We start from the raw sequence: 23,704 nt of genomic DNA on the forward strand, positions 1-23,704 counted from the left end.
CTCACCCAGTGAATGGGTAAGCACTTTGGTAAATGGCAAATGGAGAAAACCTCATGAAAGCCAGTATAAACATTCCTTTAGCACTTGCGCTAGGGGCTTTACTTGTCGCGTGCGGTGGCGGCGGTAGCACCACTACCAGCAGTGGTGATAATGATTCCGGCACAACCGGAACAGCTAACACCACCACTACAACCACGACCACGGCAGGTGGCAGTATTGCGCCTGCGATCACCGCCCCGGATGGCTCACGTTTGCTGGCCTCGCAATGTTTCCAATGCCACGGCATGAATGGCGTCTCCGCCAGCGGTATTGATAGCATTGCTGGGGAAAGCGCTGCCAGTTTGGTGGAAGAAATGTTGGAAATGAAATACAGCACCGAAATCGACATCATGCATTATCAGGCCAAGGGCTACAGTGAAGACGAAATCCGCTCAATGGCTGTTTATATTGCAGCACTACCTAGAAGTGCTAATGGAGATAATGACTAATGGCTAATCTAAATCGTCGTCAATTTTTACAAACCTTAGGGTTGGCATCCGCCGCTGGTGCAACGTTAACCTTCAGTCAACTGAGCAAAGCAGCCAATGCTCGCCCGCATGTGGTGGTGGTCGGTGGTGGCTTTGCTGGCGCAACCGCTGCGAAATATTTACGCTATTGGTCAAACGCAATTGATGTGACTTTGGTCGAGGGTAATGCCACGTATTACTCCCCGATTCTCAGCAATCTGGTGTTAAACAACCAACGCAACCTTGGGCAGCTCAGTTTCAATTACAACACCTTGGCACAAAAATACGGGGTGAAAGTGATTCAAGAATGGGCGGACAGCATTAATGCGCCCAACCAGTCGATTACCTTGCGTAACGGCGCGGTGCTGAATTACGACCGCTTGATTGTCGCGCCGGGAATTCAGTTCATGGATGTGCAAGGTTTAGACAGCAATAAAATTCCTCATGCCTGGCAAGCAGGGGCGCAAACGACTTTGTTGCAACAACAAATCGCGGCAATGCCAGCCGGTGGCACGTTTGTGATGACCATTCCCGCTGCCCCTTACCGTTGCCCGCCGGGGCCGTATGAACGGGCTTGCGTGGTGGCGGATTGGTTACGCACCAATAAACCCGGCTCTAAAGTTGTGGTGTTGGATGCTAACCCTGCGATTACGGTTGAACCCACCATTTTTGGCAATGCCTTTGCGCAATACGGGGTGCAATACGTACCGAATGCGACCTTGCAGAGCGTTGATTCTGATCAAAAGATTGCGTACACCAGTGCAGGCGAATTCAAAGCCAGTGTGTTGAACGTGATCCCACCGCAACGCGCGGGTGATTTGGTCACGAAGTCAGGGCTGGCAAATGTGGGTGGCGGGCGTTGGGCTGGGGTGAACCCCTTGAGTTATGAATCCACTGCCGTGCCGAATATTCACATATTGGGTGACTCGCAAGGCACGGGGCAACCCAAAGCGGGGCATATTGCCAATGCAGAAGCCAAAGTGTGTGCGGATGCGATTTTACGTTTATTGGCAGGGCAACAACCCTACGCCGCGCCTGTTACCAATTCGGCGTGTTACAGCCCGATTTCCAGTGATACGGCTTCGTGGTTAACCGCCGTGTATGCGTATGATTTGGCAAGTGGCACGATGAAACTGGTGCCGGAATCCTTCGGTGCTGCCGCCGCGCCCAGCAATAAGTATTACAACCGCATGTTTGATTGGACAACGAATTTGTTCAACGACACCTTCGCGTAGACGCAACCCAAATGCAATGGTGATTTTCGACTGTTGGGCGCGTTAGCCCGACAGTTGGCGTTGACTTAAACAACTCTCAATGCATCGCAAGATTTCACGTTCCATAGTTGGGGTATCTCGAATTCGCAAATGTGCATTCAAAAACGATACCACACGACGTGCCAGCCGTTGTCGCTCATCAGCGGGGGCGATCACCGCCGCATAGAGTTCCTGATCGTGTTCTGAAAAGCTGCAAATCAGGTTTTTGAGAGCTGAGTTGTCTTGGGTAACTAGCATTGAAAAGCTGCGGGAGTGTTTGCTGATGGTGACAAGCGTCTCCCGCGTGGTGTTAATAACAGTGTTGTGCATGAAATGCTCCTTCCGGCGGTATTGCGTTTGATCAGGTTGCGCGGCAAACCCCGTCCTTCAGGTCGGGGAGGATAGCGCGGGAGGCAGCGCCTCCCTATGTTTGTAGTATTTAGTGTGGTGTCTGCTGCTGCTCAATGTATTGGCGAATAACGGAAATAGGCGCACCACCACAACTGCCCGCAAAATAACTGGGCGACCATAAAGCACCACCCCAGAGTTTCTTATGGAGGTTGGGGTAATTTTTCTTACGTATCACTCGGCTAGAACCCCCCTTTAAACTATTCACCAAAACAGAAACCGCCACTTTTGGTGGATAGTTTACCAGTAGGTGAACATGGTCATCTTCCCCATCGAACTCCACTAATTCCGCTTCAAAGTCGGTACACACGCTGGCGAAAATACCACGCAAGTCATCCAGCATGGCTTTGGTGAATACATTTCTGCGGTATTTTGTCAAAAAGACCAAGTGAACATGTATTCTAAAAACACAATGTCTTCCATGTCTAATGTCGTTGTCATTACTCATAGACCAAACTATAATATGGGGATGCAGCGACTACAAGCCTTCAAATACGAACTGATGCCCAACGGTGAAACACAGCGTCAACTGCGCCGTTTTGCTGGGTCATGCCGTTTCGTTTACAACAAGGCATTGGCGTTACAGCAAGCCAGCCATGAAGCGGGTGAAAAGTTCATCGGTTACGTGGCAATGGCAAAACACCTGACAGCATGGCGCAACGGCACAGAAACCCCGTGGCTGAAAGATTCCCCCGTCCATCCGCTGCAACACGCACTCAAAGACCTCGATAAAGCCTACCAAAACTTCTTTACCAAACGCGCGGACTTTCCCTGCTTCAAACGCAAAGGCAGTGGTGACAGTTTCCGCTACCCTGACCCCAAACAAATCAAGCTCGATCCAAGCAATGCTCGGATTTTCCTGCCCAAACTCGGCTGGATATGCTACCGCAACAGCCGTGATGCCTTGGGTGAATTGCGCAATGTCACGGTTTCCAGCAAGGGCGGTAAATGGTTTGTGAGCATCCAAACCCAGCGCGAAGTAGAACTCATTCCTTCAACAGCGACTACGGCTATCGGTATTGACCTTGGTATAGCCCGCTTTGCCACGTTCTCGGATGGCAAGTACCTCGAACCACGCAACAGTTTCAAAACCAAAGCCGCCAAACTCGCCAAATACCAACGGCGCATGGCGCACAAGCAAAAATTCAGCAACAACTGGAAAAAAGCCAAAGCTAAAGTCCAAAAAATTCACACCCAAATCGCCAACGACCGCCGCGATTTCCTGCACAAAGCGACGACCACGCTCAGCCAAAACCACGCGCTCGTGTTCATCGAAGATTTGCAGGTACGGAATATGTCGAAGTCAGCGGCAGGCACGGCAGAAAACCCCGGCAAAAACGTTGCCCAGAAATCCGGCTTAAACAAAGCCATCCTCGACCAAGGTTGGGGCGAATTTCGACGGCAACTCGATTACAAGCTGGCATGGAAATGCGGCATGTTGTTCGCCGTACCACCGCATTACACCAGTCAGGAATGCCCCGCGTGTCACCATGTATCAGCGGATAACCGCCAGACGCAAGCGCAATTTGTGTGCGTGAAATGCCATTACGAAAATCACGCCGATCATGTCGGTGCGATCAATGTTTTAGAGCGGGGATACCGCTTGTTAGCCTGTGGAGATGTGGCGTTAAGCCGCTTGGTGAAGCAGGAACCCACCGAAGTAAGTCAGCTATCTAGCTGAATGCAGTAGGAATCCCCTTCCTTTAGGGAGGGGAGGATGTCAATGTTAAGGTTTTGTTAAAGAGCATAGCCTAAAGCACGGGGCTGATGGGTGGTAGGTGGTGTCAGCCCCAAAAGCTTATTTTTTATTGGCTTTTTCTGCGGCAGTGGTAAGTGTCTGCAATTGTTGTTCCATGTTTTGCAGGCGGGTTTCCAGATGCTCTTGTGTCAGTTTGTGGAGTTCTTGTTGCATTTCCTGCATTTCAGTGACTTGAACGCCAATGCGTTGAATCGCTTCTTCGCGGATAGCGGCTAACAACGTGTCATCAGGGGTTTTCCAGTCGCCACCGGCTTTGCTTGCCATCCATGCAACGGCATCCGCAAAGGCTTCGAGGGTCATGTCAGGTTGTCCGCCTTTGGCAGGCATGGCACGAACTCCAACCCATGCATGAGCGGTGAGTACTGCTTGCCCTTCGGCAATTAAGTCTGCCCATGCGGCTTTGTCGCCCAATTTAGGGGCATCGGCAATGCCTTCCTTGTGACAGGCAAAACAGACCGTGTTGTAAACGTCTTCGCCGGATTTGCCTTGCCATGCATTGGGTTTGGCTTTTTCGTCAGCGTGGCCATTCAAGCTGATGACAGCTAAGCCAATGAGTACGCCAATGGATAAGGATCGTTTCATAATCAAGTTCCCAGTGATGCATAAAAATGTAAATGATAACGCAACGTGTCTTAACCTAAAAAATCCTCAAAAAACCACGCAGCAAATTCATGTCGCCCATTCAAACCCGATTTGCGGTAAATGCTGCTGGCTTGCTGGCGCACGGTTTTTTCCTTGGTATCGCGCACACTGGCGATTTCGTCAAAGCTCAAGCCCTTCAATAGCAATAACGCCACTTGCTGTTCACTGGTGGTGAGTTGCCAAGCATTCAGTTGTTCGCGGATGACTTCCCCGTATTGGCGGCTGGCTTGCTGGATTTTGTCATTCATCTGTTGCAGGTCGGCGTGAGCGGCAATCAGGTCATGGCGTGTCAGTTGCAGTTGTTGGCGCATCGTCTCCGTTTCACGTTGCCGTTGGTGGATGGCATAAACCAGCAAGGCAATGCCTAACAACGCCAGCAGCATCTGCACGCCTTCAAATAACAGGTAGGGCAGATCGTGATGGTCTTCCTGCACTTCATGGATGAAATTCAGCCCATAGGGCAGGGCAAGCAATACCAGAATGGTGATGAGAACGTGTTCCTTGAGGCGTGTCATGCTGTCTTCCTATATGGGGCGTATGTCGGATGATGGTAGCGGCATCCACTATCGTTGGTGAGTGGGCAAATGCCTATAAATAGTAGGTCATTAGGCCGATGTAAAACGCGCAGGTATCAGCAACACTGCTGGGTATGTTAAACATCATGAGGAACAACCTAATGCGACGCTTCCCTATTAGCGCAATATTATCATTAGTGGCTTGCGTTTGTAGCACTGCTGTATACGCAGAAACGCCACAACAAATACTGGATGGCCTCACCCAGCAAGCCAAAACAGAATCTGCTGACTTTCAGGGGTTTGATGCGGCGCGTGGTGAGCTATTTTTCAAGCAAACCCATGCCAATGACTGGAGTTGTGCCTCTTGCCACTCCGACAATCCGCTAAACGCGGGGAAACACGCCAAAACCAGTAAGGCGATTGAGCCACTTGCCCCCAGTGCGAATGCCGAGCGTTTCACTGACCCTAAAAAGGTGGGAAAGTGGTTCAAGCGTAACTGTAACGACGTGTTGGATCGTACCTGCACTGCACAAGAACAAGGTGACGTGCTGACTTGGCTATTGGCAACGCAATGAGGAGCAACGCTATGTTGAAGAAAACACTGGTATCTTCCCTGATGATGGGTGTTTTGCTGGTTACGAGTACCGTCTTTTTGGTATCCAAACAGGTGGTTGCTGATGACGACGATGGCGAGAACCACGGCAGCAAACACGTTTACAGCGCAACCTTGCCGGTATGGAAAACCGAGTGTGGCGAGTGCCACATCGCTTACCCACCGCAGTTATTGCCCGCTGCCTCCTGGCAAAAAATGATGGGGTCACTGGACGAGCATTTCGGGACTGATGCGAGTCTGGACGCAGATGTCATTGCAGAAATCCTACCATTCCTTGAAAAAAACGCCGGTTCTGAACGCAAATATGCAGCAGCCACCGGTAAATCGGATATGCGGATTACCGAAACCCGCTGGTTTATCAAGGAGCATGATGAGGTGTCGGCATCGACTTGGAAGCGAATTGATAGCCCTGCCAATTGTGCGGCTTGCCATACTACGGCGGAGCAGGGCAATTACGACGAAGACTTCATCAAAATTCCCCGTTAAGGAGGTGACAGTATGTTGCAACGTATCTTGGTGTGGGATGTTCCTACCCGCGTATTTCATTGGTCGTTGGCGTTGTCGTTTGCCGGTGCATATCTGACGGCGGAATCCGAACGTTACCGTGACATTCACCTTGCGCTGGGCTATGTGTTGCTGGGGTTGATCGGCTTTCGCTTGCTGTGGGGATTCGTGGGTACGGCGTATGCGCGTTTCCGCAGTTTTACCTTTACCCCAGCACAGGTGCAGTCTTACTTACTGTCATTGCTGGGCAAGCAGCCACAGCATTATGTCGGGCATAACCCAGCCGGTGGCGTTGCCATTTTTCTGCTGTTGGCGTTGGGTTTGGTGATTAGCGTGAGTGGGCTGGGCTTGCACTGGGAAATCGGTGATGAGGACTGGTGGGAAGATTTGCACGAAGTCGCTTCCAACCTGATGCTGTTAGTGGTGTTGGTGCATATTGCCGGGGTGCTTATTAGCAGTGTGTTGCATCGGGAGAATCTGGTACGGGCGATGTTTACTGGCTACAAGCAGGCAGAGAGTGCCGCTAATCTGGTGAATGCTTACGTTTGGTTAGGTGTCGCAATGGCAGGGGCAATCTTGTTGTTTTTGTTCGTTTACTTGACATGATTGCTTAAAAAACATCAAAACACTCCTATGAGCGTCTCTCATTAGTAATTAATGGCTAGTGGTACAAATGTCTTATGAGATTTGGCGGTTATCAACATGGCTTTGTCATATTATTTGCCCGATGTAAGAAATTTATAGTTCCAATATGTTTGTGGTTTCGATAACCATATAAAAGAGGCAACTCCCATGAAACGATTGTTGACTGCTCTCACAGCAATAGCTTGGCTGCTTCCCGCTTTGGCTACTGCGGGTCCGGCTACGCTTAACCACCCCGGACGTCTTCTCGCCGCCAACTGCTTCCAATGCCACGGCACGGATGGTTATGGCATGGAAAGTTTGGCGGGTGAAAAAGCTTCCGAGATTATCGACGAATTACAGGAAATGCAGTTTGAACCAGCGCGTCAGGACATTATGGCTGTCCACGCGCAGGCTTACACAGCAGAAGAAATCAACCTGATCGCCGACTACTTTTCCAAACAACCCAAATAAGAGGGACGGGCTATGCAACGCAGAGACTTTTTACGTTTACTCGGTACGGGGGCAGCAGTGGGCATGATGGCACCGTTTGCTGATGTGTTGGCGGCTAGTCGTGTGACCATGCCGGGGAATACCGGCGCAAATGGTCGGGTCGTGGTGATTGGTGGCGGCATGGCAGGGACAACCGTCGCCAAATACTTACGCTTGTGGGGTGGCACAGGTGTGCAAGTCACTTTGGTTGAACCTAACCCGACCTATATTTCCAACATTTTCAGCAATAAAGTGTTGACTGGGGAACGTACTCTCACGCAGTTGTCTTACAAATATGGCACGCTGACCAGCAAGTATGGCGTCAAGCTGATTACCAAATCCATCACCGCGATTGATTATGTCGGTCAGCAAGTGACGCTCAACGATGGCAGCAAACTGCCTTACGATCGCTTGGTGATTGCACCAGGGGTTGCTTTTGACGCATTGCCAATGTCCGGCACAGCAGCGGCGCAGGCGAAAGTGGTACACGCATGGCAAGCAGGGGCGCAGACCACTTCGCTGCAAAGCCAGATCAAGGCAATGGCCAAAGCCGACACGTTTATTCTGACCATTCCGGCGAAACCGTACCGTTGCCCTCCGGGACCGTATGAACGTGCTTGTGTGGTGGCGGATTACCTGACACGGGTTAAAAAAGGCGGCAAAGTCGTGGTGCTGGATGCTAACTCCAGCATTCAGGCAGAAGTGGAAAACTTCACTTATGCCTTCAAGAATATCCATAAGAACATCACCTATGTCCCGAATGCCAGCATTAGCAGCATTGACGCGAATACCGGCACAGTCAACACCAATGCTGGCGCATTCAAGGGTAAGGTCGTTAACGCGATTCCACCGCATCGGGCGGGCAAGATCATTACCGACAACCCGTTGCTGGCGAATGTGGGCGGGCGTTGGGCGGGTGTGAATGTGCTGAGCTATGAATCCGCGCTTCCCAAGATCCACGTCATTGGGGATGCCGCAGCAACGACGCAACCGAAAGCGGGGCATATTGCCAATGCCGAGGCGAAAGTGTGCGCGGATGCGATTGTGCATTTGTTGCGTGGTGAGCCGGTTAATCCAGCGCCGATAACTAATTCGGCTTGCTACACACCGATTACGAGCACGACAGCTTCGTGGTTGTCCGTGGTTTACCGTTATGACCCTGTGACCGGCACGATGTTGCCAACTGGTAATGGTGTGACCGAATCCAGCGGTATCAACAAGGATAACCACAAAGAAATGCTTGAATGGTTCAGCAACTTGATGGCGGATACCTTCGCTTAATTTTTTCAGCTTCATTTCAGATAAGCCGGTTAGCCTACACGCATACATTCATTATTTGGAGGCTAACCATGAAAACCTTAAACCTGACTCGTCATACTCTGTTGGCTTGTGCCGTTACCTTATTGGTTGGGTGTGGTGGTAGCAGTGCTGCTGATACTGCTGCACTCACTACGACGGCTACTACGGCGGCGGCATCGGTGGTGGACACTGCGCCAGCCAGTGCTACAGTTATTGATAATACGACTGCCAGCGCGACAACTGCGCTGACAGCCGCTGAAACCACTACTCTGCTATTTGTGCGTGAAGAGGAAAAACTGGCACGTGATGTTTACCTCACCTTGTACAATCGTTGGGGTACAAAAGTCTTTCAGAACATTGCTACCCGTTCTGAACAGCAGCACTTGGACATCATGGGTAATTTGATTGCTACCTACAAGCTGCAAGATCCGGTGCTGGATAACACCATCGGCGCATTCACTGACCCAGTATTGTTGGGACTGTACCAAGATTTAGTCATGCGTGGCTCCACTTCGTTGAATGACGGTTTGCATGTTGGTGGTTTCATCGAAGAATTCGACATTAACGATTTGCAAGAAGCCATTGATGAAGCCAATGCTGGCAGCAAACCCGCTGATATTATTGCCGCCTACACCAACTTAATGTGTGGTTCACGCAATCATTTGCGGGCATTCGTGGGTCAGATTGAGAACAATGGCGTGGATTATCAAGCACAAGTCATTTCGCAAGCGACGGTCGATGCGATTGTGAATAGCCCCGAAGAGCAATGCCGTTAATCCCACAGCGGGAGGCAGGATGAACAGTCCAGTGTTAATAAGCAGATTGACGGAGTACGGCGTAAGTCGTCGTGCCTTCCTGAAGTACTGCGCATTAGTGGCATCCTGTTTGGCACTGCCTGCCAGTGGAATTCCTGCATTGGCGGAAAAGCTACGCCAAGCAGCACGCCCTGCGGTGATTTGGTTGTCTTTTCAGGAATGCACCGGCTGTACCGAATCGCTGACCCGCTCGTATACACCCAGTATAGAAGAGCTAATATTTGACCTGATTTCTCTCGATTACCACCATACCTTACAAGCAGCGTCGGGTGAAGCGGCAGAAGTAGCACGGCAAGAGACAATGCAGCACCATGCGGGCAAGTATTGGCTCATTGTTGATGGTTCAATACCGACGGCAGCCGATGGTGTTTATTCAACCATTGCAGGTCGCACCAATCTGGATATGTTGCGTGAAGGCGTTGCCAATGCGGCTATCGTTGTCGCGGTGGGCAGTTGTGCGGCGTTTGGCGGGTTGGCAGCCGCACAGCCTAACCCAACTGGCGCTAGCAGTGTGGCAGCGTTGATGCAAGCTGGGTTGATTGCTACGAAACCCTTAGTGAATTTACCCGGTTGCCCGCCGTTGCCCATCGCGATTAGCAGCCTATTCGCGTATCTCCTTGCGTTTGAACGCCTGCCTGACTTGGATGCACTCAAGCGCCCCTTGAGTATTTACGGCAATACTGTGCATGATCGCTGTTCCCGTTACCGCTATTACGCCGAGGAAAAATTTGCCGAACGCTTTGGGGATGAAGGTCACCGCAAGGGTTGGTGTTTGTACAAGTTGGGTTGCAAAGGCCCTGTTACCCACAATGCTTGTTCACTCTATAAGTGGAATCAGGGGACGAGTTCGCCAATTGAAGCTGGTCATCCTTGCCTTGGCTGTTCTGAGCCGGATTTCTGGGATAAGGGCAGCTTTTACCACAGTTTGGATAAGGCACTGTCGCCGGTTGCACCTATTGGAAAAACGCCGGATATTGCCATAGAAACGGGGCAAAAACTGTACACAGAACACTGTGTCAGTTGCCATGCGCCTAGCCCTGCCAGTTTCAAAACACCAGCAGAAGATATTCCTGCATTGTTACGTTCCGGTAATATCCGTGCTCATCGGCGTTTTGAGTTATCTGACGAGCAGCTTGAGTTGTTAGAGAAATATTTCACGGCGCAGCAATAACGGACACACGGGTTTGGTTTATGCCGTTTTTTTCCAGTTTAGCGGTTAGGTTGCTCAGTGATGGTTATCCGAGTAATAGGTCAACTGCGCTTTGAAACATGGGAAATCTCCTTTAATGGTGGTGTTCGGCAGGCATACGGGATTTTTCACCCTTCAGCACAAACTGGCGGTACAGCAGCGGCAACAAAATCAGCGTTAAGGTGGTCGCACTGACTAACCCGCCGATCACAACCGTTGCCAGCGGTTTCTGGATTTCTGAACCGGGGCCGGTGGCAAATAACAACGGCACTAAACCCCAAGCGGCAATACTGGCGGTCATTAACACCGGGCGCAGGCGGCGTAACGCCCCTTCGCGTACCACCGCCGTTCCTCGGTAGCCTTGCTGGTGCAATTGGTTGAAAAATGTCACCAATACCACGCCGTTGAGTACGGCAATCCCCAGCAGTGCAATGAAACCTACCGACGCGGGTACGGATAAATATTGCCCAGAAATCCCCAGACTAAAAATCCCACCAATCAACGCCAATGGCACATTCGCCATCACCAGAATGGTTTGGCGCACATCTCGAAACGTCAAAAACAGCAGCAAGCCAATCATGGCGAGCGCAATTGGCACGACAATGAGCAAGCGTTGCGCTGCCCGTTGCTGATTCTCGAATTGCCCACCCCACGTAATGCTGTAGCCAGTCGGCAAGGTCACGTTAGCGGCGACGGCAGCTTGTGCTTCTTCCACAAAACTTACCAAATCGCGCCCTGTCACATTGCTTTGTGCCACCACGAAACGGCCTGCATTTTCGCGTTTAATCGCCACGGGCCCTTCGGTGCGGACGAGTTTTGCCACTTGATCAAGGCTGATAATGCGCCCGTCAGGAAGCGTCAGGCGGATTTGCTGCAAGGCTTGAGGTGCTTGACGCAATTCGGCAGAACCGCGCAATTGCAGCGGAATGCGTCGCCCTTCTTGCTGGATTATGCCGATAATTTCACCTTCGAGCTGGGTGCGTAACAGGCTGGCAATGTCGTCTACCGATAGCCCAAAGCGTCCGGCGGCTTGGCGGTCAATTTCGGCACGCAGGTATTGCACTCCCGCATTTTTTTGGGTGTAAGCGTCGGATGCACCGGGGATTTTCTCTAAAATCGTGACAATTTGTTGTGCCAGATCGCCCAACACCGCCAGATCAGTCCCGAAAATCTTGATGGCAATATCCCCGCGACTGCCGGTCAGCATTTCAGAGACGCGCATATCAATCGGTTGGGTGAAGTTGTAACCCACACCGGGGAATTTTTCCAACACTTGACGGATTTCTTCTTGCAGCCATTCTTTATCCGGCGTTCGCCAGGTTTCGCGGGGCTTTAACACCAGAAAGCTGTCGGTTTCATTCAGGCTCATGGGGTCAAGACCGAGTTCATCTGAGCCGACCCGTGCGACGATACGCTGAATTTCGGGGATATTATCCAGCAAGGCTTGTTGTACCCGTAAGTCGGTGTCGATGCTTTGATCCAAACTGATCGAGGGCAGTTTTTCCAATTGCACCAACAAGTCGCCTTCATCCATCGTCGGCATGAAGGTTTTACCAATCAATGGGTACGTGGCGACTGCGCCTAACATCACGGCGATGGTCAGGATGTAAACCAAGCTAGGGCGTTTGAAGGCCGCGTCTAACACCGGCAAATACACGCGCCGTGAGACGCGCAATAGCCAAGGATCGGTGTGCGCCGCTTGCTTGAGCAACCACGATGCCAGTACCGGAATCACCGTCAATGCCAACAGCAAGGAGATGGAAAGTGCAAACACAATGGTCAGAGCGACTGGCGTAAACAGTTTACCTTCCAACCCTTCCAGCGTCAGCAGCGGGAGGAATACCAAGGCAATAATGACAATGCCGATACTGACGGGGGAGGAGACTTCTTGTACTGCCCACAGGATTTTTTGCCGTTGCGGGATTTTGGCTTTTTCATCATCATGCACCAGATGTTCCACGATATTTTCGACAATCACCACCGCCGCATCCACCAATAAGCCGATAGCGATGGCTAAGCCGCCCAGACTCATCAAATTGGCGGATAAACCAAATTGGCGCATCAAAATGAATGTGCCTAACACCGACAGTGGTAAAATTAACGCCACCACGAAAGCCGCCCGCAAATTACCCAAGAACGCGAACAGAATAATGCCAACCAACACAAACGCTTCCAGCAAGGCTTTGCTGACGGTGTGAATCGCTTTATCGACGAGGGTAGAGCGGTCGTAAAACGGTTCAATGGTGACACCGGGCGGCAAAGTTTGGCTGATTTCTGCGAGTTTGGTTTTGATGCTGGTGGTAAGTTTCCCTGCATTTGCGCCGCGCAAGCTCAGTACCAAGCCTTCGACGGCTTCTCCCTTGCCGTTTTGGGTGACTGCGCCGTAACGGGTGAGTTCGCCCAGCTTTACCTCAGCCACTTGCCCGACAGTTACGGGTACGCCGTCCACGCTTTTGATGACAATGTGGCGCAAGTCGTCCAGCCCGTTGATGCCACTTTCGATACGCACCACCCAAGTTTCTTCGCCTTCGTTGACGCGCCCCGCGCCATCGTTGCGGATATTGGTGTTCAGCGCGGTACGCAAATCGTCCAAGGTTAAGTGGCGGGCGTTGAGGGCGGCTAAATCGGGGGTAATTTCAAAGGTGGTGGCACGTCCGCCAAGGGCGTTGACATCGGCAACACCTGGCAGGGCGCGGAGTTGGGGGCGAATTGTCCAATCTAGCAAGGTGCGTTTGTCTTCGAGCGGCAAATCGCCTTCCACTGTGAACATGAAAATTTCGGAAAGCGGGGTGGAAATGGGTGCTAAACCGCCAGTCACATTCTTAGGCAAATCGTTTTTGACATTGGCAAAGCGTTCCGCGACTTGGCTTCGCGCCCAGTAAATGTCGGTGCCTTCGGCAAAGTCGAGGGTGATGTCGGTGAGGGCGTATTTGGAGACACTGCGCAACACGACTTGGTTGGGAATCCCCAGCAATTCGGTTTCGACGGGTTGAGCGATTCGCGCTTCGACTTCTTCGGGGGTCATGCCGGGGGCTTTGAGGATCAGTTTCACTTGCGTGGTGGATACGTCGGGAAATGCATCAATTGGCAGTTCCTGAAAGGTGCGGATACCAAACACGGTGAGTAGCACGGTCAAACCGAGAATCAGCCAGCGTTGCGCGAGGGAAAATTCAGTGAGCCAGTTAAGCATGGGTTATTCCTCCGCCTCTTGCCACTTAGCTTTGAGGGCAGCAACGCCTTTGGTGGCAATGCGGCTGTCGGCTGGCAAGCCGCTGATGGTGGCTTGAGTGTCGTTTTGTTGGACAATTTTAACGGCGGTTGGAGTGAAGCCTTCCGTACTTTCAGTGAACACATACGCTTGATCGCCCGACCATACCAAGCCGCTGGTGGGGATGCTGGCGGCGGCGGTATCGGCATTGCTGGCACTTTGCAAGGTGACTTTGACGGTTTGTCCCGGATGCAGTGTGGTGCTGTCTGCTTGGGTTATGTCCGCTCGCACGATGACATTTTGGGCATTATCCAACGCGGGTTGCAAGGCGCGAACTGTGCCGCTGAGCTGGCTGTCGCGCAGCGTGACGGTTTGCCCTGCTTGCACGTCTTTGGCTTGTGCGGGGGTGAGGGGGATTTCTAAACTGAGTTGGCGTAAGTTGCCGATTTTGACCAGTGCGGCGGGGGCTTCGACCCGTTGCCCCGGTTCGACCATGGTTTCCAGTATCCAGCCGCTGATCGGGGCGGTTAGGGTGATTTCGGCGCTGTCGCTGCCGGGTTTAACGCCTAGCAAGCGTAAGGTGGCAATGGCTGCTTCCTGATCGGCTTGTGCTAATTTGACATCGTTTTGGGTCAGCAGCCAAGTGTTTTTGGCGATTAGCCCTTGATCTGCCAGCCGTTGATCACGAGCGGCGTTGTCGGCGGCTAATTGGTATTTGAGGCGGGCTTGCAGGTATTGGCGTTGTGCCTCCACCACAGCGGGGGCGGAAAGCGATGCCACTTTGTCGCCCGCTTTCACGGTTTCACCGGCTTGATGCAATAAGGTGGTGATTAGCCCATCAGCAGGTGCGGCGACCACGCGCACACTGGCGGGCGGTAACATCACTTGCGCATTCACTTCCAGTGCGGTGTTGGCACTGACGGTAGTGAGTGGCGTGACTTCGATGCCGAGCGCACTGCGTTGTTCCGCTGGCATGGGAATAATGTCGGCGGCGGTGGCGATGCTGGGAAGTAGCAAGGCTAGGCTTAATAGGCTGGGTCTTATTTTATGGATCACGGGCATTCACTCTGGTTGGGTCTTGAGCAGAGTGTATTAGTCATGACTCATAAAGGTTAGGCGACAAAGGGTCAGGAACCGGTGTTGTAGGGCATTTGCCCTACAGTCCTGTGCTTACGTTACACACAGGTTCGTCGATTTCTGGCTATAATCTGTTGGTTGAAAAAGTGGCTACCGATGTGTGCGTTCATCAGATCTTAAAAGCTCATGTGATGGGTATCAGTGGCAAGTCAGAAAAACACATAACGTTAACAGGAAAGCCATGCGCCTATTATTGGTGGAAGACGACACCGAACTCAGCAGCAGTTTGCACACGCGCTTGAAACGTGAAGGCTTCGCGGTGGACATTGCCAATAATGGCGTGGATGGCGAATTCATGGGCGACGAAACGCCTTACGATGCGGTGATTCTCGACCTTGGTTTGCCACAACGCAGTGGGCTGGAGGTGTTGCAACATTGGCGACAGCGTGGCAATCGCGTACCGGTGATTATCCTCACTGCCCGTGATGCATGGCATGAACGGGTGGATGGTTTCAAAGCCGGGGCAGACGATTACCTCGGCAAGCCGTTTCATTTTGAGGAATTGCTGGTGCGGGTACAGGCGTTGATTCGTCGTAATTTGCAAGCGGCAGTTCCCGATCAAAAGCTGCATTGTTGTGGCTTGCAATTGGATGAGGAACATCAGCAAGTCACTACGCCAGACGGCGAGGTCTTCGATTTGACGGGGACAGAGTTTCGTTTGTTGCGCTATTTTATGTTGCACCCCGGTCGGATTCTTACCAAATCGCGCTTGACCGAACACGTTTACGAGCAAGATTTTGACCGTGATAGCAATGTGATCGAGGTGTATGTGCGCCATTTGCGTCGCAAGTTGGGGGATTGGCGTATTCAAACGCGGCGCGGTCAGGGTTATATTTTCATCGACCCCGACAAGCCGGAGCTACCGTTATGAAGTCATTGGAACGTCAGTTGCAGGTCAATCTTGCGATTATTTTGGTGTTGGTGATGGCGCTGATTTGGGGCGTGGGGATGGCGTTGCCCTGGTTTTTTGAAGGAACGCAAAATGTGCATTCGGCGACGGTGGTGCTGTCTGCTCCAGACGCGACGCAACACCGTCCGCAGCGTTTCAAGTGGTTATTTCCGTTATTGGCGGCAGCGGGTATTGCATTGATTTTGGTGATTCAGGGCATTGTTATCCGCCGGACTTTTCGGCGTTTGGATCATATTCGTGCTGAACTGCAACAGCTTGAGATTGGCAATATCAATAAGTTAAATGAAGCCGTTCCAGCGGAAATTTACCCGATTATCAAAGAATTCAACCACCTGTTGAGCTTGATGCAGGAGCGTTTGGAGCGTTCCCGCAATGCGTTAGGCAATCTGGCTCATGCGTTGAAAACCCCGCTCAATTTACTCACCCAACACCTTGATGCTGACATATCGGCGACCAGTCATCAGCAGGCGCAGTTACAAGCCGAACGCATCCGCCAATTGACCGAAGGTGAACTCAAACGCGCACGCATGGCAGGTCTTGGTAATACCACGCAACGCTTTGACCCGCGTGTGGAATTGCCCGTGCTGGTGGAAGTGTTGGCACAGGTACACCACAAATCCCCGCGCTGCATTACGCTGGAGATTGCCCCAACACTTACCCGTTTCGGCGACCGCGAAGACATGCTGGAATTGTTGGGAAATTTGCTGGATAACGCCTGCAAATGGGCGCAACAACAGGTGCGTTGCCAAATCAGTAGTGTCGCGGGCAAGGTGCAAATCAGCGTGGAAGACGATGGTCTTGGGCGCACTGAGGTCGAGTTACAACAAATGGCAGCACGCGGGGTGCGGCTGGATGAAAGCGTTGACGGACACGGCTTGGGTCTGTCAATTTGCAAGGACATCACCAAATTATACGGTGGTACGCTGGTGTTTGAACGTTCCGCACGACTGGGTGGTCTGCGGGTAACGGTTACGCTTTAATCGAGCATTTTCCAAAATTCACTTTGGCAAGCGCGGCAATAGCACAAACCTTTACGTGGTTTGATTAGTTTCTGTAGCTTAGTGCGAGGGATTTGCTCCCACACTAAACTGCCACAATTGGGGCAACTGTCTTTTTCCAGCTTTTTCTCAAGGTGTTGTGAATGTCTGACCATAGTTGGTGTAGATTGTCGTATTTCCGTTGATAACATATTAAGCAAGCTTTGTTTTGATTAGTTTTTGTTATTCTATTATTGAGTGAGGATGAAGGCAAATAGTATTTGGAGGGTGAATGGCATCGAGAGTGACTATTTGTATGACGGTCAGGTAGAGACGCAAGATTTTGCGTCTCTACGGGAGGTAAGGCTGTTGGCCGTTAGACGGCTTGTTCCAATGCTTGCAAAGTGGCGGGGTAAAGGGTTTCGAGTTCGGCAACTAAGGTATTAATGTCGCTGGCATCGCCACTTTCGCCCTTGTGTTGCAAAGTTTTACAAATGTCGCCCATTTGCACTGCGCCTAAACTGACGCAGGAGCCTTTCAGTTTGTGGGCAGCTTTGCCGAGTTCGATAAGGTTGCCCGTGTGTGCGTGTTCGCGGATGTCTGCCAGCATCGCCGGGGTGGTGCTGCCAAACATTTTAATGAGGCGCGGTAAAATAACAGCCGGGAGCTGTTGGAGTGCTTCAGTGGCTACTAATGGCATGGTTGGCTTCCTTACGAGGCTGAGAGTTATTGTTGGGTGTACACCAGTATTGCAAGGCTGTTTCGACCGCTTCGGGCAATACGGGTTTGCTGATGTAATCATTCATTCCCGCTTGCAGGCATTCTTGCCGGTCGCCTTCCATCGCATTGGCGGTCATGGCAATGATGATCGGTTGTTGATCAGGCGGGAAGTCTGCACGGATGCGGCGGGTGGCTTCCAGACCATCCATGTCCGGCATTTGCATATCCATGAAAATCACGTCGTAGGCTTTTTTGCGCAGGGCTTGCAGGGCTTCGAGACCGGTTTCGGCAAGGTCAACTTTGTAAGCCATTTCATCCAGGATGGATGAGGCGACAATTTGGTTGATAGGGTTGTCCTCTGCCAGCAAGATAGTGAGTGGCAAACGTTCCCCCAGTTTGAGATGGGATTTTTCCGGGCGATTACTGACCAGATTCAGTTCCCCTAGCACGGTCATGAGGCTGTCAAACAAGCGGCTGCGGGTCAGCGGCTTGGTTAGGTAGAGGTTGTAGAGTTCCCGTACCGTGTCTTTGGGGTGGCGGTCATTGGGGGGCGCTATCAGAATCAGCGGCAATTCTTGCTTGCTGAAGCGTTGGCGGATGTATTTTGCCAGTTCCAGTGGGGAATCGCCGGGCAGGTTGCTTTCGATGAGGGCAATATCATAGGGCTTGCCGATGGCGATGCGGCTGATGGCGTCGGTTGCGGTACTGACGGTGTCTACCGTTGCTCCCCAACTTTTACAGAAGTCTTGGATAGCTTGGCTACTGGCAGGGTTATTTTCCACCACCAATAGGCGTTTACCCACAATTTCCGGGATATTGGTGTGCAAAAACGGTTTAAGTTTGCCGTTGGCTTGGCGGGTTTTAATGGTGAAATGGAAACGGCTGCCGACGCCGACGGTGCTTTCTGCCCAGATTGTGCCGCCCATCATTTCGACGAGATGGCGTGAAATCGCCAGACCCAGCCCGGTGCCTTCATGGCGACGGCTGAGTGTTTCGTCGGCGCGGCTGAATTGCTCGAAGATACTTTCCAGCCTATCACTTGGGATGCCAGGGCCGGTGTCGTTGATTTGGAATTCGAGTTCGTAAGTGTCGTTTTGGTAGCTACGCGGGATAACAAACACGGTGATTTCACCGCTATCGGTGAACTTGATGGCGTTACCGATGAGATTGGTCAAAATTTGCCGCAAGCGCACCATGTCGCCTTCAATGAATAACGGAATAGATGGACCAACCGCGTAGGCCAGTTCCAGATTTTTTTCGAGGGCTTTGGCATTGAGCAGGTTGAGGATTTCTTCAATACACGCCCGCAATTCAAAGGGTTCACGCTTGAGGTCGAGTTTGCCCGCTTCAATTTTGGAAAAATCCAGCACGTCATTGATGACAGTTAGCAAGTGTTCGCCGCTGAGGTGGATGCTGTCCACGAATTCGGTTTGTTTCTTGCTCATGGGCGTATTCATCAGCAAGCGGGTCATGCCGATGACGCCATTCATGGGGGTGCGGATTTCGTGGCTCATGGTGGCGAGGAACCGCGCCTTGGTTTTGACGGCTTCTTCTGCCACAGTCTGGGCGTGTTGGGCGGCTTCCACCAAACGCTTGAAGCTGCCTGAGAAATAGATGCGACTAACGACCAGCCCTAAGATCAAGAGTGCGGTAACGGCAAGGGAGCGCTGCTTGATGCTGTCGAGGCGTTGCATCATGTCGGTGGCAAGGCGGGCATTTTGCTGAATGGATTGCTGGATGGATTCGGCAACTTGCAGAGCCAGCTCGCCATCCATATCTTCCAGTTGTTCCAGCATTTCACGGGCTTCCAGCGCCGTGTCGTGCGCATCCATAGCCAATTGTTTCCAGTGACCAGGCGACAGGGTGTTCAATTCTGCCACCAGATTCCCCATGATGCCGCTGGTTTCTTCAAACTGCTCTTTGAGTGCGATCTTTTCCGCAGCAGGCCACAGGCTCAGCATTTGCTGGCTTCGCTGTTGCAGGTTGCGGGAGAGTTCCTGAAGTTTGGGCAGGTCATCCTTGCTGCTATTGGGGTTGAGTGCGAACTGGAAGAATGCCTCATCCAGTGTATCAAACGCCTCGCGTTGCTCGTCAATTAGCGATTCCATGGTCATCTGGTGCTGGAATGCCTGATAGGATGCCTGCAAGGCACGTGCTGCCTGTTGCTGGTTGTGCTGGGCGTCACTGACGGCATTGCCCAGACTGAACCACAGCAGCATTGCCAATATGCCCAGCAGCAGGATCAGCAGGGCGCTGTCAATCACTTGAAGCAGGCGCATATTGGTAAATGGGCGCATGAAGAATCCTTGGTTTAAAACTGGAAGCGCAGCGTTGCAGAGGTGAAATGCCGTTCGTTGTCGTCATGATCGAACACGGCGATTGCACCGCTGAGCGGCTTGCCAGCGACAAAGCGCACATCATCAACAAACCCGGTATCGAGCTTGCGGCGTTGTTCCAGATGCCATTTGCCGTCTTTCCACACGCCTTTGGCTTTCACGTCATCGGTACTGGGTGGCAGGGCTTCTTCCATTGGCAGGTATTTTGGCATGATGTCCTGTTGTTTCTTAAAATAACGTTTGGCGACATAGGGTTCCCGATCCGCGTCGGAAGGGCGCTGAATGTACAGGTGGGAACCATCCGGCAAGGTCGCCTTGTAAGATTCCTGCATGGGTTGCTTGCTGATGATGGTCATCTTGTCGTGGGCAATGCCGACCGGGTTGGTACGACCTGCTTTCCAGTTCCACATGTCGGCCTTGAATTCCTTGCCGGAAAACCAGTTGGCGTCGTAATTGCCTTCCATCGCAAATTCAAGGGCGAAACGGTCTTCGCGTTGTTTCCCTTCGGTGTATTTTTGCTGGGCTTCATCCCACACGTGCGGTTTGTGCTGGGTGTCTTCGGTACTGTCTTCCCATTCGCTGTAGAAGAAGACTTCATCGCCGAATACCCCGGCTTTCAGAGTGACGGTTTTGGTCAGTTCTGGTTTGCTGAGGTAAGTGAGGGGAATTTCGATACCTTTCACCTCTTGCCAGTCATCAGCGGAACCGTCGAGGGTGGGGGCAGCTTTCAGTTGGTTAATGGTGATGGTTTGTGTGTCGGCATGGGCAATACCCAAGGAGCCACAGAGAAAAAAAGTGGATATTCCCAACAGATGGTATTTCATGCGCATGTCCCTCATTAATATTGTTGTATTTCGTCAGCAGCGCGAGTGCTTATTGGTTGTCGTTAAAATGCTATCAGTAATTTTGTTTATTGTGAATAGCGATTTATGGCTCCAAGAACGCAAAAGCCCCGTAAGTCATTGACTATACGGGGCTTTTAAATAATGGCGGAAAGGAAGGGATTTGAACCCTTGATACGTTGCCGTATACACACTTTCCAGGCGTGCTCCTTCGACCACTCGGACACCTTTCCGCAGAAATTTTACCGTGGGGTAAAATCCAAGGGCGCAATCGTAACGCAGCAGCGGGGGGCTTGTAAACCGTGGAACCGGATTTTCACGCGATAAGGCGACAATATGCAGTTGGTCGGCTAGGGTTCGACACCGGTTCGAGGATGCGTTAGAGTGATGGTTGGGGTTTACAACAATAAATAAAAGCTAAATAACAGCCATGTCATTGATTCCAAAATTTCAAACATTCATACGCTGGTGGGGTGAAGGTTTATATAACGGTCTCCCTAACGCTGCCCGCAAATTATTCCGCACGGCATTACCGCGCTTGGTGTTGCACACGCATGACGGGCGCAGTGTTGATGTGCAGTGGTTGCAAGACGGCAAATCACAAATGCGCGGTCAATTCGTCTTGCCGGATGGCAATGCCCAACACAGTGATTTGCTGCCTAACGTTGCCCAAGGCAAGCCTTACGAGGTGGAGTTGTGTTTGGGGAAAAGCCAAGTATTGGCACTGCAACATCACTTTCCCGAAGCGGTTAAAGAAAATCTGCACCAGGTGTTGGGTTATCAATTGGATCGCCTGACCCCTTTTACCGCAGACACTGCTTTATTTGATGCGCGAGTAGCGCAGCATGATAAAGGGCGTAAAGAAATCCTCGCTGACATTTTTGTTGTCCCTAAACATGTGGTGGAACGTTTTAACCGCTTGTTAGCCGATATTGGGGTGAATGCTATCCGGGTGGTGTCGGTAGCAGGGGCAGATAAAGGGATTAATTTGGCGGCTCGCCAAGATTCCCAGCAAACACAAGGTTGGTCAAGGATTCCGCTGTATGCTTTTCTGGGGGCGCTGATACTCTCTTTGCTTGTGCCCTTGGGTTATAAGCACCGTCGTGTGGATCAGATTGAAACCGCGCTGGCAGAAGTGCGCAGCAATTCAGCGGAGCAATTGGCTATTCGTGAAAAGTTAGTTGCTGCCGAAGAGGCGCTGACTTTCATTGAGTCAAAACGCAAAACTTCACCGATGGCGTTGGATGTAGTGGAAACCCTGTCCAACTTGATTCCCGAACATACCTGGTTGGAACGTTTGGAAATGCAAGGCGGTAAGCTGGAAATCCGGGGCGAATCGGGGATGGCACTCAGCTTAATTGATACGCTGGAAGACGCGGCTGAGTTTGCTGAGGTGCGTTTTAAGTCACCCGTGACCCGTAATAAAGACAATGGGCGTGACCGTTTCCATATCGAAGCGACCTTGGAGGTTCCTCATGCTGAATAAGGTGTTCTGGCAGCAGAATCAGGTATTGCTGGCCTGGAGTTTGTTAGTGCTGTTGTTGGTCGTCGGGCTATTTCTGGTGGTGATTCCCAGCGTGCAAAAGTCGTGGGAATTGAGCGAACGCATTGAAACCGGCTATCAGCAGCTTAACCGTTTTCGGCAAATGGCAGCCGCCACGCCGGAATTCATGGCGGAATACGAACGGGTGCAACAAAACGGTTTGGACAAACTGTTTTACCCTGCTGGCATGACTTCGGCACAAGTTGCCAAAGAGTTGCAGAAAAATCTAACTACCGTGATTACCCGCGATAATGGCGTATTACTGAGTTCTGAGGTGTTGGATGCGCAACAAACCGAGGCGGAGCAAGCGAATACCGCGTATCAGCGCGTCATGGTGAAAGCGGTGTTTCAGAGTGATCCGGCGTTATTGCGTGAGGTGTTGCATCAGGCTTATCAGGCACGTCCGCTAATGTTTGTGGAAAGCATTGATGTCAAACCCTTGGGTTCTGAAGACGAAAAATCGCAAGTGGTTAAGGCTGAAGTTCAAATTTCAACCTATTGGCGTGGCGGGGAGGTGCAAAATGAAGCACTTGATTAAGCCACCGGTACAGTCATTGTTATGGTTGGGTGGAGCCGTATTGCTGGGTGCGACAGGCTGGAGTTTGCTTAACCTGAAGTTGTTAGACGAAGAGCAGGCGCAGCAAGCGAGCACGGTCAGTGTGAAAATTCCTGACGCCAGTGCCTTGGATGCACCTGATTTAAACCGTTATGCACAAATGGTGAGTGCCCCCTTGTTTTGGGAGAGCCGCAAAGCGGTGGAGCCGGAAAAGCCAGCAGAAGCCCCGGTAGCCCTAGCAGCTCCCGTGGATACCACGTTGCCAGAGGGACGCTTGATTGGGATTGTGGATATGGGCAGTAGCCTGTTTGCCATTATGGAAAATGCCGCAGGTGGCAGTGTGCATCTGCGTAATGGGGATACGTGGGGCGCTTGGCAGGTGAAAGGCATTGATCCTGACCGCGTGTTCTTGGCGATTGGCGATCAGCAGCAGGAGATTCCTCTGGTGGCTGATTTTGCTTCGCCAAAGGAGAACCCGCAAGTGGCTCAGGCGCGAGTGGTGCAGCAGCAAGTGGCAGCACAACCGCAAGTGGTTATGCAACAGCCACCACCGCTGCCATCGGCTGTACCGGGTGCTCATGCGGCGAATGTTCCGGCAGGTGCGGGTTTGCCATTCCCGGCTGATGTGGAAAAGCAGCCGCCAGCCTTATCCGTAAACGATGCCTTGGAGGCACGTCAACGTTTGATGGCTTCACGTTGGGGCGGGTTAACCGGGGAGAACCCCGCGTCAGCACCGCCACCTGGACAATAAGCATGAATTATCCGATAAACAGTACTTTTTATTAAATTTATAAACCATTAGTATAATTAAAACCAAGCCCGACAGCGTTAGCCAGATCGGGTCTTAAGAATAAAAATA

The 23,704-nt window shown here is 51.7% G+C and carries 24 protein-coding genes and 1 tRNA gene; 15 read left to right on the top strand and 10 right to left on the bottom strand.

Features of this window, described 5'->3' with window-relative positions; genetic code table 11:
* Positions 1-53 precede the first annotated feature (53 nt).
* A complete protein-coding gene (locus L2Y54_RS06565; RefSeq protein ID WP_236501003.1) occupies positions 54-488 on the top strand; it encodes a c-type cytochrome in 435 nt (144 codons plus the stop codon).
* The gene (locus tag L2Y54_RS06570; RefSeq protein ID WP_236501004.1) at positions 488-1,741 is read left to right on the top strand and encodes an FAD-dependent oxidoreductase; all 1,254 of its coding nucleotides are present in this window, start codon (positions 488-490) and stop codon (positions 1,739-1,741) included. Before L2Y54_RS06565 ends, L2Y54_RS06570 begins: the two co-directional genes overlap by 1 nt.
* 42 nt (positions 1,742-1,783) lie before the next feature.
* On the opposite strand, the gene L2Y54_RS06575 is transcribed toward L2Y54_RS06570, so the two are convergent.
* Both L2Y54_RS06575 and tnpA read right to left on the bottom strand, forming a co-directional pair.
* Entirely contained in the window at positions 1,784-2,089 is a 306-nt protein-coding gene (locus tag L2Y54_RS06575) for a hypothetical protein (protein ID WP_236501005.1), read from the bottom strand.
* A gap of 109 nt (positions 2,090-2,198) precedes the next feature.
* Positions 2,199-2,615, bottom strand: coding sequence for an IS200/IS605 family transposase (gene tnpA, locus L2Y54_RS06580; RefSeq protein ID WP_236501006.1), 417 nt, complete (start codon positions 2,613-2,615; stop codon positions 2,199-2,201).
* 21 nt (positions 2,616-2,636) lie between these two features.
* Between tnpA and L2Y54_RS06585 the strand changes: the two genes are divergently transcribed.
* The gene (locus L2Y54_RS06585; RefSeq protein ID WP_236501007.1) at positions 2,637-3,848 is read left to right on the top strand and encodes an RNA-guided endonuclease InsQ/TnpB family protein; all 1,212 of its coding nucleotides are present in this window, start codon (positions 2,637-2,639) and stop codon (positions 3,846-3,848) included.
* Positions 3,849-3,965: 117 nt separating this feature from the next.
* Here L2Y54_RS06585 and L2Y54_RS06590 read toward each other — a convergent pair whose 3' ends face one another.
* Positions 3,966-4,508 (bottom strand): c-type cytochrome, encoded by a 543-nt coding sequence (locus L2Y54_RS06590; protein WP_236501009.1) that lies wholly within the window; start codon positions 4,506-4,508, stop codon positions 3,966-3,968.
* Positions 4,509-4,558: 50 nt separating this feature from the next.
* The gene (locus L2Y54_RS06595) at positions 4,559-5,083 is read right to left on the bottom strand and encodes a helix-turn-helix transcriptional regulator (RefSeq protein WP_236501010.1); all 525 of its coding nucleotides are present in this window, start codon (positions 5,081-5,083) and stop codon (positions 4,559-4,561) included.
* Positions 5,084-5,244: 161 nt separating this feature from the next.
* Here L2Y54_RS06595 and L2Y54_RS06600 point away from each other — a divergent pair, with 161 nt between their 5' ends.
* From L2Y54_RS06600 to L2Y54_RS06630, 7 genes are all read left to right on the top strand, one after another.
* Positions 5,245-5,658: a DUF1924 domain-containing protein gene (locus L2Y54_RS06600; protein WP_236501011.1), complete on the top strand. Its 414-nt coding sequence runs from the start codon at positions 5,245-5,247 to the stop codon at positions 5,656-5,658.
* An 11-nt stretch (positions 5,659-5,669) separates the two neighbouring features.
* Positions 5,670-6,182 (top strand): diheme cytochrome c, encoded by a 513-nt coding sequence (locus L2Y54_RS06605; RefSeq protein ID WP_236501012.1) that lies wholly within the window; start codon positions 5,670-5,672, stop codon positions 6,180-6,182.
* A gap of 12 nt (positions 6,183-6,194) precedes the next feature.
* Positions 6,195-6,806, top strand: a complete 612-nt coding sequence (locus L2Y54_RS06610; RefSeq protein WP_236501013.1) for a cytochrome b/b6 domain-containing protein — start codon at positions 6,195-6,197, stop codon at positions 6,804-6,806.
* A gap of 186 nt (positions 6,807-6,992) precedes the next feature.
* A complete protein-coding gene (locus tag L2Y54_RS06615; protein WP_236501014.1) occupies positions 6,993-7,295 on the top strand; it encodes a c-type cytochrome in 303 nt (100 codons plus the stop codon).
* Between the two features lie 12 nt (positions 7,296-7,307).
* Entirely contained in the window at positions 7,308-8,594 is a 1,287-nt protein-coding gene (locus L2Y54_RS06620) for an FAD-dependent oxidoreductase (RefSeq protein ID WP_236501015.1), read from the top strand.
* A gap of 68 nt (positions 8,595-8,662) precedes the next feature.
* On the top strand, positions 8,663-9,388 hold the full coding sequence (locus L2Y54_RS06625; RefSeq protein WP_236501016.1) for a DUF2202 domain-containing protein: 726 nt from the start codon (positions 8,663-8,665) through the stop codon (positions 9,386-9,388).
* 19 nt (positions 9,389-9,407) lie between these two features.
* Positions 9,408-10,598: a hydrogenase small subunit gene (locus tag L2Y54_RS06630; protein WP_236501017.1), complete on the top strand. Its 1,191-nt coding sequence runs from the start codon at positions 9,408-9,410 to the stop codon at positions 10,596-10,598.
* 112 nt (positions 10,599-10,710) lie between these two features.
* On the opposite strand, the gene L2Y54_RS06635 is transcribed toward L2Y54_RS06630, so the two are convergent.
* Positions 10,711-13,806 (bottom strand): efflux RND transporter permease subunit, encoded by a 3,096-nt coding sequence (locus tag L2Y54_RS06635; RefSeq protein WP_236501019.1) that lies wholly within the window; start codon positions 13,804-13,806, stop codon positions 10,711-10,713.
* Positions 13,807-13,809: 3 nt separating this feature from the next.
* The gene (locus tag L2Y54_RS06640; protein WP_236501020.1) at positions 13,810-14,886 is read right to left on the bottom strand and encodes an efflux RND transporter periplasmic adaptor subunit; all 1,077 of its coding nucleotides are present in this window, start codon (positions 14,884-14,886) and stop codon (positions 13,810-13,812) included.
* A 256-nt stretch (positions 14,887-15,142) separates the two neighbouring features.
* Between L2Y54_RS06640 and L2Y54_RS06645 the strand changes: the two genes are divergently transcribed.
* Together L2Y54_RS06645 and L2Y54_RS06650 are read left to right on the top strand one after the other, a co-directional pair.
* Positions 15,143-15,832, top strand: coding sequence for a response regulator transcription factor (locus tag L2Y54_RS06645; protein ID WP_236501021.1), 690 nt, complete (start codon positions 15,143-15,145; stop codon positions 15,830-15,832).
* On the top strand, positions 15,829-16,851 hold the full coding sequence (locus L2Y54_RS06650; RefSeq protein ID WP_236501022.1) for an ATP-binding protein: 1,023 nt from the start codon (positions 15,829-15,831) through the stop codon (positions 16,849-16,851). The genes L2Y54_RS06645 and L2Y54_RS06650 overlap by 4 nt, the downstream gene beginning before the upstream one ends.
* A 373-nt stretch (positions 16,852-17,224) precedes the next feature.
* Here the strand turns inward: L2Y54_RS06650 and L2Y54_RS06655 are convergent, their stop codons facing one another.
* From L2Y54_RS06655 to L2Y54_RS06670, 4 genes are all read right to left on the bottom strand, one after another.
* Positions 17,225-17,548, bottom strand: coding sequence for an Hpt domain-containing protein (locus tag L2Y54_RS06655; protein WP_236501023.1), 324 nt, complete (start codon positions 17,546-17,548; stop codon positions 17,225-17,227).
* Entirely contained in the window at positions 17,529-19,865 is a 2,337-nt protein-coding gene (locus L2Y54_RS06660; protein ID WP_236501024.1) for a response regulator, read from the bottom strand. The genes L2Y54_RS06655 and L2Y54_RS06660 overlap by 20 nt, the downstream gene beginning before the upstream one ends.
* Before the next feature lie 14 nt (positions 19,866-19,879).
* Entirely contained in the window at positions 19,880-20,728 is an 849-nt protein-coding gene (locus L2Y54_RS06665) for an ethylbenzene dehydrogenase-related protein (RefSeq protein ID WP_236501025.1), read from the bottom strand.
* A 163-nt stretch (positions 20,729-20,891) separates the two neighbouring features.
* Positions 20,892-20,979, bottom strand: a tRNA-Ser gene (locus L2Y54_RS06670).
* Positions 20,980-21,176: 197 nt separating this feature from the next.
* Between L2Y54_RS06670 and L2Y54_RS06675 the strand changes: the two genes are divergently transcribed.
* The 3 genes from L2Y54_RS06675 to L2Y54_RS06685 are packed head-to-tail and all read left to right on the top strand — an operon-like array spanning position 21,177 to position 23,596.
* Positions 21,177-22,232: a PilN domain-containing protein gene (locus L2Y54_RS06675; protein ID WP_236501026.1), complete on the top strand. Its 1,056-nt coding sequence runs from the start codon at positions 21,177-21,179 to the stop codon at positions 22,230-22,232.
* Positions 22,222-22,827: a type II secretion system protein GspM gene (gene gspM, locus L2Y54_RS06680; RefSeq protein ID WP_236501027.1), complete on the top strand. Its 606-nt coding sequence runs from the start codon at positions 22,222-22,224 to the stop codon at positions 22,825-22,827. The genes L2Y54_RS06675 and gspM overlap by 11 nt, the downstream gene beginning before the upstream one ends.
* Positions 22,811-23,596 (top strand): hypothetical protein, encoded by a 786-nt coding sequence (locus tag L2Y54_RS06685; protein WP_236501028.1) that lies wholly within the window; start codon positions 22,811-22,813, stop codon positions 23,594-23,596. Before gspM ends, L2Y54_RS06685 begins: the two co-directional genes overlap by 17 nt.
* The last annotated feature ends 108 nt before the right edge of the window (positions 23,597-23,704 follow it).

Origin of the sequence: Thiothrix winogradskyi (assembly GCF_021650935.1) — a bacterium.
In the GTDB taxonomy this organism is placed as follows: Bacteria; Pseudomonadota; Gammaproteobacteria; order Thiotrichales; family Thiotrichaceae; genus Thiothrix; species Thiothrix winogradskyi.

Excerpts from the sequence above, each read along its gene's own strand:
- L2Y54_RS06565 (WP_236501003.1), top strand. The coding sequence starts at position 54 with ATGAAAGCCAGTATAAACATTCCTTTAGCACTTGCGCTAGGGGCTTTA.
- L2Y54_RS06570 (WP_236501004.1), top strand. The coding sequence starts at position 488 with ATGGCTAATCTAAATCGTCGTCAATTTTTACAAACCTTAGGGTTGGCA.
- L2Y54_RS06575 (WP_236501005.1), bottom strand. The coding sequence starts at position 2,089 with ATGCACAACACTGTTATTAACACCACGCGGGAGACGCTTGTCACCATC.
- tnpA (WP_236501006.1), bottom strand. The coding sequence starts at position 2,615 with ATGAGTAATGACAACGACATTAGACATGGAAGACATTGTGTTTTTAGA.
- L2Y54_RS06585 (WP_236501007.1), top strand. The coding sequence starts at position 2,637 with ATGCAGCGACTACAAGCCTTCAAATACGAACTGATGCCCAACGGTGAA.
- L2Y54_RS06590 (WP_236501009.1), bottom strand. The coding sequence starts at position 4,508 with ATGAAACGATCCTTATCCATTGGCGTACTCATTGGCTTAGCTGTCATC.
- L2Y54_RS06595 (WP_236501010.1), bottom strand. The coding sequence starts at position 5,083 with ATGACACGCCTCAAGGAACACGTTCTCATCACCATTCTGGTATTGCTT.
- L2Y54_RS06600 (WP_236501011.1), top strand. The coding sequence starts at position 5,245 with ATGCGACGCTTCCCTATTAGCGCAATATTATCATTAGTGGCTTGCGTT.
- L2Y54_RS06605 (WP_236501012.1), top strand. The coding sequence starts at position 5,670 with ATGTTGAAGAAAACACTGGTATCTTCCCTGATGATGGGTGTTTTGCTG.
- L2Y54_RS06610 (WP_236501013.1), top strand. The coding sequence starts at position 6,195 with ATGTTGCAACGTATCTTGGTGTGGGATGTTCCTACCCGCGTATTTCAT.
- L2Y54_RS06615 (WP_236501014.1), top strand. The coding sequence starts at position 6,993 with ATGAAACGATTGTTGACTGCTCTCACAGCAATAGCTTGGCTGCTTCCC.
- L2Y54_RS06620 (WP_236501015.1), top strand. The coding sequence starts at position 7,308 with ATGCAACGCAGAGACTTTTTACGTTTACTCGGTACGGGGGCAGCAGTG.
- L2Y54_RS06625 (WP_236501016.1), top strand. The coding sequence starts at position 8,663 with ATGAAAACCTTAAACCTGACTCGTCATACTCTGTTGGCTTGTGCCGTT.
- L2Y54_RS06630 (WP_236501017.1), top strand. The coding sequence starts at position 9,408 with ATGAACAGTCCAGTGTTAATAAGCAGATTGACGGAGTACGGCGTAAGT.
- L2Y54_RS06635 (WP_236501019.1), bottom strand. The coding sequence starts at position 13,806 with ATGCTTAACTGGCTCACTGAATTTTCCCTCGCGCAACGCTGGCTGATT.
- L2Y54_RS06640 (WP_236501020.1), bottom strand. The coding sequence starts at position 14,886 with ATGCCCGTGATCCATAAAATAAGACCCAGCCTATTAAGCCTAGCCTTG.
- L2Y54_RS06645 (WP_236501021.1), top strand. The coding sequence starts at position 15,143 with ATGCGCCTATTATTGGTGGAAGACGACACCGAACTCAGCAGCAGTTTG.
- L2Y54_RS06650 (WP_236501022.1), top strand. The coding sequence starts at position 15,829 with ATGAAGTCATTGGAACGTCAGTTGCAGGTCAATCTTGCGATTATTTTG.
- L2Y54_RS06655 (WP_236501023.1), bottom strand. The coding sequence starts at position 17,548 with ATGCCATTAGTAGCCACTGAAGCACTCCAACAGCTCCCGGCTGTTATT.
- L2Y54_RS06660 (WP_236501024.1), bottom strand. The coding sequence starts at position 19,865 with ATGCGCCCATTTACCAATATGCGCCTGCTTCAAGTGATTGACAGCGCC.
- L2Y54_RS06665 (WP_236501025.1), bottom strand. The coding sequence starts at position 20,728 with ATGAAATACCATCTGTTGGGAATATCCACTTTTTTTCTCTGTGGCTCC.
- L2Y54_RS06675 (WP_236501026.1), top strand. The coding sequence starts at position 21,177 with ATGTCATTGATTCCAAAATTTCAAACATTCATACGCTGGTGGGGTGAA.
- gspM (WP_236501027.1), top strand. The coding sequence starts at position 22,222 with ATGCTGAATAAGGTGTTCTGGCAGCAGAATCAGGTATTGCTGGCCTGG.
- L2Y54_RS06685 (WP_236501028.1), top strand. The coding sequence starts at position 22,811 with ATGAAGCACTTGATTAAGCCACCGGTACAGTCATTGTTATGGTTGGGT.